The organism is uncultured Romboutsia sp. (genome assembly GCF_958366745.1).
GTDB classification, from domain to species: domain Bacteria; phylum Bacillota; class Clostridia; order Peptostreptococcales; family Peptostreptococcaceae; genus Romboutsia; species Romboutsia timonensis.
Genome location: NZ_CATXCO010000006.1, coordinates 1 through 12759 on the forward strand (window position 1 = coordinate 1; position 12759 = coordinate 12759).

The window sequence follows — 12759 nt, forward strand, 5'->3', positions numbered from 1 at the left end:
CTTTAATAAATCAAACTTAGAGCCTAAACCATTAAGTGGAAATATAAATTCATTAGATAAAGAAATGAATAATTTAGATAAAATAGAAGGAATTGCTAATAAGCCTAATAAGTCATTAGAGGAAAGTATGAATGACATAAGTAAATCAAACTTAGAATCTAAGCCATTAAGTGGAAATATAAATTCATTAGATAAAGAAATGAGTAATTTAGATAAAATAAGAGAAACTTCTAGTGTACAAAATAAATCAAATTTAGAGCATATATCTTTAAGTAGAAGTGTGAAATCTTCAAATAGTAACAACATAACTCCTTTGAATAAAGATATTAAGGTTGAGAATAATTCAAATCAGCCTAGAACACTATCAGAACATATTAAGCAAACTATATTAGATAAGCCTTTAATTAAAAGTAACTATGAGAGTGGAAGAAGTTTAGGAAGGATAACATCAAATTCTATAGATAAAATAAAAAGTAAGAATAAGACAATATTTGATAATAAAAAGAGATAGTTAGAACTATCTCTTTTTGAAAGGAAAAAAATATGTTTTTAATACCAAAAGAAATATCAAGTGAAAATAAACTTTGGAAAAGTATATATATAAAAGACTTTATAATTATTCTTGGAACATTGTTTTTTGCATGGATAACAAGTAGTGCCATATATGATGGACTTGTATTTCAATATTATGTATTTTTATTAATATTGAGCCTACTCTTTATCTTAAAAAGTTCTACAAATCCTAGTAAAAGAGTATACCAAGCTATTTATATATTGCTTACTAAGAATAATTTAACGTATCATTCTTTAGATTATGAGGTGGGAAATTGTGAAAGTTTTAAAGATAAATAGAAAATTAAAAAATGAAAAACAAAAAGAATACAAAAAAGAATTAAAACAGATTAATAAAACTATCATGGATATATTTCCAATTATAGATATTGTAGAAGATAAGAGTATATTTAAAACTACATATGGTTATATGAATATACTACAAATAGAGAGTAAAGATATATACTCTTTAAATATAGATGAAGTTAATTCTCATGTTTTAGATTTAACGTCCTTTTTAAGGGGGTATCAAGACGATATAAAGATAGTATGTATGCAATTTCCAGTTAATACATATAATCAGCAACAAAATATAATAAATAAATTAGAAAATTCTAAAAATCCAAACCATAGATATTTTTTAGAAAAAAGACTTAATGAGTTAAAGTTTTTAGAAGAGTATAGGCAAAATAAAGAATTTTACTTATTTTTCTTTGCAGAAAATGAAAAGGCTATATTTGAAAGAGAAAATCTATTACTTAGATTAAGTAGTGATTCTATGAAATTAAAAAAGATAAATAATGAGAAGAAAATAAAGATATTGTTTAAATTAAATAATCAAAATTCTAAAACATAATACTGTCCAATTAAAAAGCCACTCTTTGTCGTCGAAAACTAAGAGTAGCTTTGTTTAAGCTAAATAAATTATAATTGTTAGAAATATCACTCTATGATCAAATAGATTTCAGTTACTTTTATACATATACTACAACTATATTATAACATAATCCATTGAGTTTTAAACTTACTTTTTGAGATATAGATTAATTTCTATATCTCTTTTTTATTATAATATTTAAAAAATAATTCAAATCAAAATGGAGGTATCTTATGTTTGGTAAGATTAGTAATAAATCATATGACTTTAATCCATTTTTTGTTACAAAAGTTCAATCACAAGGTGGAATTAAATTTGATGAAAAATTTATAAAAAAGGGTGATGGCTACGAAACAGTAGTACATCTTTATGAGTATAAAAATCAAGTAAATTACTTTTGGTTATTACAATTAACATCAATGAAAAATGTAATAACAACGATAGATATATCAACTGAAAAAAAGAGAACTGCATTAAAGAGTATAAATAAATCTTTAGTAGAGCAAAAAAATAGATATAAGGAAGAAACCAATGAGGTAAATGCGATTGAAGCACAAAGTACATATTCAAGTTTACATCAGTTAGCAGATGACATAACGAACTTTGGCGAAGTAATAAAATTAGTACATATAAGGTATTACTTAGCAGATAAAACAAAAGTTGGATTAGAAGAAAAAGTAAAAGATTTATTAGAAGAATTAGAAGGACTTGGATATAGAGCAACTATTTGTTTAAATGAACAAGAGTATGAATGGTGTTCTTTATTCAATCCATATTCAGAGCAGATAAACTTAAAAAATAAAAGAAGTGGTAAAGCGATCCCTTCATCAAGTCTTGGTGGAGGGTACTTTTTTCATTTTACACAATTAAATGACCCAACAGGAATTTATTTAGGAACTACAACAACTGGTGGAAATGTTTTATTTGATTTGTTTACTAAAGATAATAAAAGAAAGTCATATAATGCAGTTGTTTTCGGAATGATGGGTGCTGGGAAGTCCACATTACTTAAAAAATTAGTTTTAGATAATGCAATACAAGGACAAACTATCAGAATTTTAGATATAGTAGGTGAATTTAAAGATTTAGTTGTAGAACTAGGTGGAAGTACAGTATCACTTGATGGTACAAATGGTATGATAAATCCTCTTCAAATATTAGCAACTATAGTAGATGAAAACACTAATAAAGTGAATAATGAAGAGTCTTTTATGGTTCATATTGCTAAAGTTAGTACAATGTATAAATTCTTAAATCCGAACTGTAGTGTTGAAGAACAAAGAGAATTTGATAAATTGTTAAATAAGTTTTATCATCATTTTGGAATTGAAAAAAATAAATCATGTGAGTATAGTGTATATGAATATCCTACAATGAGTCAATTTTTACAATACATAAAAGAAACTCTTTATACTGATATTGAAAATGAAATTATTAATCCTAAAATACCTAAAACAAAAATAGAAAGATTAGACTCAATTATTCTTAATATAGAAAGTATAGTTAGAGATTATAAAAATCTATTTGATGGACATTCTACGGTTGATGATATAACTAATAAACCTATATTATCATTTGACCTTAGAAACTTAACACAATTTGATGTGAGAGTCTTTAATGCACAAGTATTTAATATATTAACTCTACTTTGGAATAATGCTTTAGTTCAAGGTAGAAAAGAAAAAGCCATGTATGATAATAAAACTAAGTCATTTAATGAATGTATAAAATATATGATACTAATAGATGAAGCACATAGGATAATTAACTCTAATAATCCTACTGCTGTAGAATATTTAATTGGATTTCAAAGAGAAGCAAGAAAGTATTTCGGTGGATTAATTTTTGCAACTCAAAGTATAAGAGATATTGCACCAAGTAACTTAAACAATGAAATGTTTGAAAAGATAAAGACAATGTTTGATTTAACTCAATATAAATTTATAATGCAACAAGATAGTAATGCCTTAGATACACTTTCAAATGTATTTAATGGTCAACTGTCAGATAGTGAATTATCATCTATACCTAGATTAGAGCAAGGGAACTGTATATTATCTATAAATGGATTAGGAAATATTTCATTTAGTATTGAAGCAAGTTCAGAAGAGTTAGAATTATTCAAAGGTGGTGCATAAAAATGGATAAAGAAAAGAAGAAATCCATAGGGGTATACATAGGTTTAGTTATTTGCTTTATATTATTTTCAATATTTGTTTTTAGCAAAAAAGATAGTAATAATACTGAAAATACTATAAATAAAAAGATTGAAAGTAATATTATAGAAAGTGATAACAATGATAAAAATACATCATCTACAAAAATTTCAGATGAAGAAAACATACAAAATGAAAGTGAAAAAGTAGTTGAAGAATTTTTAAACTCATATCATAAAATTTCAAGTTTAGAGCCACAAAAAGAATTTAAAAATGCTGAAAATTTAGTTGAGGAAGAATTATATAAAGAACTTGAAATAGAGGTTATAGGAAATGCTTCAATGCCTACAAATGGGTATATATATAGAACAATAGAAAAAATTGATTTTACTGATTTTTCATTTGACTATGCTAATAAAGATGCTTATATAAGGGTTAAGGTTACTTCAAATTGGTTAGATGAAAATAAATCTATAATTAATAAAAATGAACAAACTGTTTATGATTTCTTAGTAAATTCTAATAATAATGAGTGGAAAATAGTAAATATTAGCGTAGAAGTATATTAGGTGATAATATGAGTACAATTAGTCAAGATATTAGAAAAGTAAATAGAATGAGATTTATTATAAAAACGATAGTTTCAATTAAACTATCGTTTTTATTTTTTATAATTTTAATGAGTACACTTATATTTGTATTAATAGGAGCTTATCAAAAATCAAATGAAAATAGTTATGGTAATTCTTTGTTGGTAGGTGTTCCAAGTGAGTACATAGAATATTTCAATGAAGCATCTGAAATATACGGTATTCCTAATTGGGTTTTAGCGGCTATATCAAAACAAGAAAGTAATTTCAATCCTTCAACTTCATATGGTGGAGCATATGGTATTATGCAAGTACAAAAGTATGATTCGGGGTCAGGCAAAGACTTATGGGCATATCTTATCAATTTAGGTTTAGGTAATATTTATAAGAATTGTGGATATAGTTTTTCAAGTAGTGAAGAAATGTGGAGTATATATCTGAAGGATGTAAGAGCACAAATAATAGGTGGTTCATATGAAATAAGATATTATGCAAATTATGTATTAAAACAACAGAAGAAAGTATCTAAACTAGACTATAATAGTACTGAAAATATGCAATTAATAAATTGGTCTGCTAGTGAAACTGATTCTGATTTTAGAGAAACATTAAGACGAATATTCGCTTGTTACAATGGTGGTTCAAGATATGGTATGAATGTAGATTTAGATAATGCAAAGTTTGATTATCCTAATAAAGTGTTTAAATATGCCATAGAGTTTAGAAATACAGGATTAGATATATTTTTAGGTGATGGAGTTGTAGGTAATAATGAGATAATAGAAACTGCTATAAAAGTTGGTAGTGAATTGGTAGGAAAATCACCTTATGTATGGGGCGGTGGTCGTAATCCTTCTGATATAGCAAATAGAAGATTTGATTGTAGTTCATTTGTTCATTGGTGCTTCGCTAGTGCTGGATTGACTTTAGGTGATTATAAAGTTGTTGTAACTGATAGTTTAGCGAATGTTGGAAGAAAAGTTAATTCTAGTGAAATGGTAAGAGGTGATATTATTTTCTTCAATACATATAAATATAATGGTCATGTAGGTATATATTTAGGTAATAACAAATTCCTACATTGTGGAACATCAAAAGGTGTTTGGATAGATGATTTAAACAGTTCGTATTGGAAAAAAGTATTTAATGGAAATGTTAGAAGAGTTGTTGAAAATAATTAATTATAAAAATACAGTCTAGTTATTTTAAATATAGTAACTAGACTGTATTTTTTAGTTTAAAAAGAGAGGATATATAATAATGAAAAAAGTAATTATAGCAGAAAAACCTTCTTTGGCAATGACTATAGTACAAGCTATAGGAGGAAACTTTAAAAAGAATGATGGGTACTTTGAAAATGATAAATATGTAGTAACTTTTGGTTTTGGACATCTATTTCAGTTATATTCAATAGATGATTATTTTGATAGAGAAAAAACAAAATGGAACTTAGAAGAATTGCCATTTATTCCTAGTAGGTATAAATTTAAACTAATAGATGATATAGGAGTTAAGAAACAATTTGAAACGATAAAGAAATTAATAGACAGAAATGATATAAGCGAAATTATTAATTGTGGGGATGCTGATAGAGAGGGTGAGGTTATTGGTAGATTAATCATAGAAAATGCCTTAGAAGGGCAAATAAAACCTATAAAAAGGCTTTGGTTACCAGAGCAAACTCACGAAACTATAAGATATGCTTTGAAAAATTTAGATGATTCTAGTAAATATGATTTATTGTATGATGAAGGACTTGTTAGAACTTGTGTTGATTGGATATATGGAATAAATCTAACAAGATTATTAACTTGCAAGGCATTTAAAACATTACCAGTAGGCAGAGTATTAATTCCTATAGTAGAAGTAATTTACAATAGAGATATGGAGATAAAAAACTTTATACCTAAAAAATATTATCAAGGTGAAGTTGATTTTGAAAAGGATAATAATACAATTAAATTTAGTATAGATGAATTAAAATTTGATACAAAAGAAGAATGTATAAAAGCTATAGCTCCATTAAAAGAAGAAAAAGTTATAGTAAAAGATATTCAAATTAAAGAGATTAAAAAGCAACCTAAGAAATTATTTTCTCTTGATAAACTACAAAATAAATTATCAAAAGAACTTAAATTGAGTGCAAATGATAGTTTAAAAATAATTCAAGGTTTATATGAAAAAGGTTATGTAACTTACCCAAGAACAAATACAGAGTATCTAGCAGATGCAGAAAAAGATAAGGTTCAAAAAATAATTGATATTATAGATAAAGATAATATTTTAGAAATGAAAAATAAGAAGTCTATATTCGATACATCTAAAGTTGAGAGCCATAGTGCTATAACTCCAACTACAAAAGTACCTAAAGATTTAACAGGAAAAGAGTTAGATGTATATAATATAATTAAGAATAGATTTATTTCAAATTTTTTAAAAGAAGATACTATTTTAGAAGAAACTACTATCATATTTTCATTAGGAGAATATGATTTTAAATTAAAAGGGTCTGTTGTTAAATCGTTAGGTTATTTGAACTTTGAAAATGATTTAAAAGAAAAAACATTACCTAGATTTGCAGTTGGAGAGCAGATACAATGTAATATTTCAGTATCAGAAAAGACTACACAAGCATCTAAACATATTACATTAGAAGAACTTAATAACTACCTTAAAAATCCATTTAAGAAGGCTAAAATGACAGAAGATGAAGAGTATAATATGATGTTAAGTGGTTGTGAAATAGGAACGGTAGCAACAAGGGCATCTATAATAGAAAAAGCAATAAAATTAGGATATATAAAAGAAAATAAAGGTACTTTTTATATAGATGATTTAGGGATTTCATTAATAGAAACTTTAGATAAATTAAATATAGATTTATATAAAGAAAAGACCGTTGAACTTCAAAAAATGCTAAAGAAAGTGTATAAAAATGAAATCTCTAAGGAAAAAGCCTTAGAGATTTTTAGTGTAAATTTATCAAGCATGATAAATAATTCAAAGCAAATTGAAGTTAAAAAAATTGAAACACCTAAAGCCGAAAAAGAAGTTATAGGTAAGTGTCCTAAGTGTGGGAAAAATGTATATGAAAGTGATAAAACTTTCTACTGTGAAGGATTTAAAGATGAACCAAAGTGTAGTTTTACGTTATGGAAAAATAATAAATTTTTTAATGATAAAGGAAAAAAAATAACTAAAACAATAGCAAAATCTTTATTAACAAAAGGTAAAGTTAATGTAAAAGGATTTAAAAAGAAAGATGGAAAAGGCACATATGATGCAACTGTAATAATGAGCATTAACGGTGATTATGTTAATTTTAAATTAGAGTTTAATAATAAATAAGGAGTATCTCAATGAGTTTTAATTATTATTCATTTGATTTGTATGGAAAAGAATATATATTTTATACTTCTCGTAGATTATCAGAAAATGAAGTTTTAGAGTATGCAGAAGGCTTTTCATTTATAGAAGAAAGTGAAATATCACAGTGTACTAATGTAAGAGAATTAAGTTTAGATGAAATTAAGAAAAGGAATAAAGAATTATATATAAAATGGTGGGCTGATAGAGAGGAAAGAAGATTAAATGGAGAAGATGTGTCATATCTGTTGATTCCTCCAACAATTGGAACAGTACAACTTGATTAGTTTTATTAATAAATATAAAACTGAAAAAGTTAAAGGATATTATATATCAAAATTAAAAATAAAATGCCTTAGAATTGAATTTAAAAGGGCGAAAAAGAACTACTTTTGTGGTTTTTTTTATTGAAAATTTAATTTATAAAAAGGAGTAATTAAAAAATGAAGATAGATCAAGAAGTTATAGTTAGAGAAGATTTTAAGATAAATACAAGAGTAAGTGAAAGAGTTATGACAGTTAAAAAAGGTGAAAAAGGATTTTTAAATAGCAACGGTTGTTTACATCTAACAACAGGAAAGGCTAAAGGAAAAATTATAAGAATAGATGATATAGAAGTTAAAGGATATGACCATGAAAATATATCTAAAATGATTTTTAATAGATTAAAAAATTCTTTTGGAATAGAAGAGTTTTTAATATATGAAGAAATAGAGTCTAAACATTTTATAGAAGAAATAGAAGATATGCTAAGTGATATTTTATAAAATTTGTGAGATATGAATAGGAGATTAAATTATGAATTTAGTTGTATTAAGTGGAAGATTAGCGACTGAACCTAGTCTAAAATATTTAAAAGAAAGTGGAATTCCTGTTTCAAAATTTAACTTAGCAGTACAAAAAGAATATTATAAAAATGATAATGATAAAGTCGATTTTTTCACTATTGAATGTTGGAATAAACTTGCTGAAAGTGTTGTTAATAACCTAGATAAAGGAAGAAAAATTTTAGTTGAGGGATATTTAAAATTAAATATTTGGAGTGATGAAAATAATAAAACTCATAAAAATATATTAATAGTTGCAAAGAGAATTGAGTATTTAGATTTTCCCAAAAAAATGAATAATCTTGAATCAGTATACGTTGACGAACATCCAACATTTTAGAAAGTTGGTGAATAAATAATATGCTTGAAAAATTAGAATTATATATAGATAATTTAAGACAATATTTTAAAGAAAATACATCAGCACTTTATTATTTTATATCGGGATTTGCAGTTTTAGGTATGATGTTTTTTATTTTTTCAAATACATTATATTCAAATAATAATAAAGAAATAAGAAGTACAACTATAAATGAAATACAAAAAAATAATACATTAAATGCAAAAATTATAAGTAGAAAATATAACCCTTTAACAAAGATGGTTGAGTTTATAATTCATGCAGATGATATAGGCAATATTGATAATAAAGAGTTAAAATTTGAACTTAGAGAGCAACAAAATCCAAGTCAAATAATAGAAACAAGATACCAAAATATAGATAATAATTACTATGTTATTTTTGCAAAAGTTCCTAAGAATTGGAAAGTATTATCGTTATCTATGGGTTATCAAAATGATATTTTAAATGCTATTGATGATGAAGATTTAGAGAATAAAAAAGATGAAAATAATAATAAATCTACATATAAAAGTTCACTCCTTTCTGTTGTAAGAATCTATTCTGATAGAGAAGATATTAAAGAAGATTCTTTCTTAAAGGAAAAAACAAGTGCTAAATATTTTGAAGAAATAATTGATATTGAGGTTAGTTTTTTATCAGAAAATATAAAGGAATTTAATTCAACTTTGGATAAAGAATATAAGAAAATTAGTGATGCTAAAAGCAAAATAAGTGAATTAGAAAGTGATAAAAAATATCAAACTGAAAGTGAACAAAACCAAACAGATAGTAATATAAATAAGTTAAATTCTTTAATAAATTCTTCAAATTCTACAATAGAAAATACAACAAAAAGCATAAAAGAACTTGAAGAAAAAATTGAAAAATTAAGGGAGAAAAAAGAAGATTTTTAATAAAAAACCACAAAAAATAGGCTGAAAAAATCCTATTTTTTGTGGAACATTTGTGTAATAATTTATGGAACATTTAGTGTAACATTTTGAAAAATTATGATAGCACTATTTTAGGGTTAAAAATGAGAACATTACTAGGCTTTGCCTAGTATATCACCTTAAGTGATATCAAAAGTTCCTTATGCTCTTTTTTTATAAAAAGTTTGGAGCTTTTTATTTTAGAAAGCGACATAAAAAATTAATTCTAAATCAAGGAAGATAATGAAAATGAATTTAATATTAAGAGATATAGATAGTCATATAGTAGATAAAATTGATAATTTGGCTAAACAAAAAAAGATAAGTAGAAATGAATTTTTAAAACAAAAAGTAGATGAGTTTGCATTTGAAAAAGAAGCAAATGAACTAGAATATAATTATCAAAAATTACAAAAAGAAATAATTGAAAATATAAGATTACATACAGAAGCTATGTGTCATTTTACAAATAATTTTATAATAGATTTGGAAGATGCTTATACATTAGATATTGATTATAAAGGTAGTGAAAAAAATATACCTTTAAAAAATAAAGTTATTGATTATAAAAGTAGTGAAAGAGCTGATATATTAATTAGGTCTATTCCTATTGAAATTATAAATAGGATTGATGAAATAGCAGAGGAAAAAAATATATCAAGAAATGAATATCTAAATATGTATTTAAGACAACTTACATATTCAAATCATGTTAAGTTAGTTGATGAAAAATATAATTATCTAATAGAAAAAACTTTAGGTATTTTAGATTTATCTACTAGAGTTTTTAAATTATTTTGTGATGAAAATGTAATAGATATATCAAGGTTTTATGATAGTGAAGGAGATATTAAGCATGGTTAAAAAACATTTATATTTAGAAGAGGAAACTTTAGAACTTATAGAAGTGTTTAGAGTTGAAAATAATATCTCAACTTTAAGTAAAGCAGTAAATACTTTAGTTAAAAAATATAATGAAAATTGTAATAGTACTGTAAATAATCTTAATAAATATATAGCAAATGCAGTAGTTGAAGAAATAAAATCTGATTTATTGAAAGAAGTATCTTCTACTATAAAAAATGAAGTTAAGCAATTAAAATCTGCTACAAATGATACTAATATAGATACTAAAATATTAGTCGAATTAATGAATGGGATATATCTTAATGAGGACTACGGTAATATACCTTCTACCAATACTATGCCACATAAAGCATATACAATGACTAAAGAAAGAATAGAAACTGAAATTGCTAAAAAACATTATATAAAGAGCAATACTGTTAAATAATAATGAAAGAAAAAAAGATAGTTGGTGTTATTGTTAAGTCGAAATTTATAACACATACTTCTGATAAATTTAATTCATATATAAATTATATGAATAGAGAAGATGCAATTAGAAATGATGCTTATAGTAGATATTCTTTGTATAGTGATTACATGGGTAATCCTAAAAAAACAACTGGATTATTTGATAAAGAAAAAGATATATTAAGTAAAGATGATGTAAATAATTCAAAAAAATTGTTTGAATTAGCACAAAAAAATAAGAGTATAATGTGGCAAGATGTTTTTAGTTTTGATAATTTATGGTTAGAAAAAAATGGCTTATATAATTCAAGAACACATGAACTTGATGAAAGAAAAATTAAAAATGCAGTTAGAAAGTCTATAGCATTATCTTTAGATAAATTAGGTATAACTGATAGTGCAATTTGGAATGGAGCAATTCACTTTAATACGGATAATATACATATCCATGTTGCAATATGTGAACCAAATCCAACTAAGGAAAGAGGAAAAAAGAAACAGAAAACTTTGGATAATATGAAGAGTGTTTTTGTAAATGAGTTGTTAGATTCTAAAGAAATATATAAAGATATTAATAATATTATTAGAGATAAAATTATTAAAAATAAAGATACTGATATAATAAAAAAAGATAAAAGATTAAAAGAACTTATGGGTGAGGTTATTAAAAATTTACCCGACGATAAAAGACATTGGCACTATGGATATAACACTATGAAAAGTGCTAATATATATCTTGATGAAATGACTAAGCACTATATTGATACTTATAAAAAAGATGATTTTAATTTACTTTTATCAAAATTAGATAGGCAAGAAGAAGTACTAAAAGAAGCATACGGAGTTGGTAAGAGAGAGAAATATAAAGACTATAGGCAAAATAAAATTGATGACCTATATAAACGTATTGGGAACTCTTTTTTATCTGAAATAAAAGATTATATAAAGCAAGAAGATAGATTAAAAAATGATAAATTGACTAATAAAAAATCTAAATTTAGATTTAAAAATAGTATTATTATAGATAGTAGATGTGTAAATTCAATTCAAAAAGCACTACATAAAGATATTGAAAATATTAAAAATTTAAATCAGTATGAACGACTACAACAAAAAATTGATTGTGGTTTGAGTATATAAAAATAAATTAGATTGGAGATAAAAATATGAGTGAAGAGTGTTTCATAACAAGTGAAAAGAGCAAAGCATATATTTATGATTTTGGAGAAGAATGTATAATAATTAAGGATATTTTTACACATGAAAGTATCGTAATTGATGCAAATGAAGAAATGATAGAATTGTATAAAAATTTATGTGAAGATGGTGAAACTTTATATGTTTTCTATGATAAAGAAAAGAAAACTATAATATAAAACGTAGTAGTATTAACTTGTATATGATATAATGAATATAGGAATTGAAATCTATAGAGTGGTGTTTCCATACTTAAATGTAAAGCCTACTTCTTAACGGAAGGAGGTGAGGAAGTATGGAACAAATGATAAACATTGTCATAGGTGCTATTGGCACAATATGTCTTGGTCTATTGACTAATTACATATCTGAAAAATTAAAAAACCACTCTAGTTCGACGAAAACTAAGAGTGGTATAGAACTTGATATAAAAATCAAGTTCAAACGTTACAAATAATTTGACGGAAACATCACTCTACGACGAATAGATTTCAGTTCCTTTTATAAATATATTATAACATAATCCATTGAGTTTTAAACTTATTTTTTGAGATATAGATTAATTTCTATATCTCTTTTTAATTCCTGGATTGTATAATTAA

At 24.6% G+C, this 12759-nt stretch carries 16 protein-coding genes; all 16 read left to right on the forward strand.

The window, feature by feature from the left end:
* Window positions 1-511 (forward strand): hypothetical protein (locus Q5F54_RS01100; protein ID WP_302333879.1); only part of this gene is annotated, 511 nt, incomplete at its 5' end.
* A 32-nt stretch (window positions 512-543) separates the two neighbouring features.
* Window positions 544-852 (forward strand): DUF5592 family protein, encoded by a 309-nt coding sequence (locus Q5F54_RS01105; RefSeq protein ID WP_288525602.1) that lies wholly within the window; start codon window positions 544-546, stop codon window positions 850-852.
* Window positions 830-1408, forward strand: coding sequence for a hypothetical protein (locus Q5F54_RS01110; protein WP_288525601.1), 579 nt, complete (start codon window positions 830-832; stop codon window positions 1406-1408). The genes Q5F54_RS01105 and Q5F54_RS01110 overlap by 23 nt, the downstream gene beginning before the upstream one ends.
* Before the next feature lie 254 nt (window positions 1409-1662).
* Complete coding sequence (locus Q5F54_RS01115) at window positions 1663-3567, forward strand: VirB4 family type IV secretion system protein (RefSeq protein ID WP_302333880.1); 1905 nt, start codon at window positions 1663-1665, stop codon at window positions 3565-3567.
* A gap of 2 nt (window positions 3568-3569) precedes the next feature.
* Window positions 3570-4154: a hypothetical protein gene (locus Q5F54_RS01120; protein ID WP_288525597.1), complete on the forward strand. Its 585-nt coding sequence runs from the start codon at window positions 3570-3572 to the stop codon at window positions 4152-4154.
* Between the two features lie 8 nt (window positions 4155-4162).
* On the forward strand, window positions 4163-5356 hold the full coding sequence (locus Q5F54_RS01125; protein WP_288525595.1) for an NlpC/P60 family protein: 1194 nt from the start codon (window positions 4163-4165) through the stop codon (window positions 5354-5356).
* A gap of 79 nt (window positions 5357-5435) precedes the next feature.
* Entirely contained in the window at window positions 5436-7523 is a 2088-nt protein-coding gene (locus tag Q5F54_RS01130) for a DNA topoisomerase (protein WP_288525594.1), read from the forward strand.
* 11 nt (window positions 7524-7534) lie between these two features.
* Window positions 7535-7828 carry a hypothetical protein gene (locus Q5F54_RS01135; RefSeq protein WP_288525593.1) on the forward strand — a complete coding sequence of 98 codons (294 nt, stop codon included), beginning with the start codon at window positions 7535-7537 and terminating at the stop codon, window positions 7826-7828.
* A 156-nt stretch (window positions 7829-7984) separates the two neighbouring features.
* Entirely contained in the window at window positions 7985-8308 is a 324-nt protein-coding gene (locus Q5F54_RS01140) for a hypothetical protein (protein ID WP_288525592.1), read from the forward strand.
* A 31-nt stretch (window positions 8309-8339) separates the two neighbouring features.
* A complete protein-coding gene (locus Q5F54_RS01145; RefSeq protein ID WP_288525591.1) occupies window positions 8340-8708 on the forward strand; it encodes a single-stranded DNA-binding protein in 369 nt (122 codons plus the stop codon).
* Window positions 8709-8728: 20 nt separating this feature from the next.
* Window positions 8729-9625 (forward strand): hypothetical protein, encoded by an 897-nt coding sequence (locus Q5F54_RS01150; RefSeq protein ID WP_288525589.1) that lies wholly within the window; start codon window positions 8729-8731, stop codon window positions 9623-9625.
* A 267-nt stretch (window positions 9626-9892) separates the two neighbouring features.
* Window positions 9893-10507 (forward strand): hypothetical protein, encoded by a 615-nt coding sequence (locus Q5F54_RS01155; RefSeq protein WP_288525587.1) that lies wholly within the window; start codon window positions 9893-9895, stop codon window positions 10505-10507.
* Entirely contained in the window at window positions 10500-10937 is a 438-nt protein-coding gene (locus Q5F54_RS01160) for a hypothetical protein (RefSeq protein ID WP_288525586.1), read from the forward strand. Before Q5F54_RS01155 ends, Q5F54_RS01160 begins: the two co-directional genes overlap by 8 nt.
* Before the next feature lie 2 nt (window positions 10938-10939).
* The gene (gene mobP2, locus Q5F54_RS01165) at window positions 10940-12100 is read left to right on the forward strand and encodes a MobP2 family relaxase (RefSeq protein WP_302168816.1); all 1161 of its coding nucleotides are present in this window, start codon (window positions 10940-10942) and stop codon (window positions 12098-12100) included.
* A 26-nt stretch (window positions 12101-12126) separates the two neighbouring features.
* Window positions 12127-12336, forward strand: coding sequence for a hypothetical protein (locus Q5F54_RS01170; RefSeq protein WP_288525582.1), 210 nt, complete (start codon window positions 12127-12129; stop codon window positions 12334-12336).
* A 125-nt stretch (window positions 12337-12461) separates the two neighbouring features.
* The gene (locus Q5F54_RS01175) at window positions 12462-12614 is read left to right on the forward strand and encodes a hypothetical protein (protein ID WP_288525568.1); all 153 of its coding nucleotides are present in this window, start codon (window positions 12462-12464) and stop codon (window positions 12612-12614) included.
* Window positions 12615-12759: the final 145 nt, after the last annotated feature.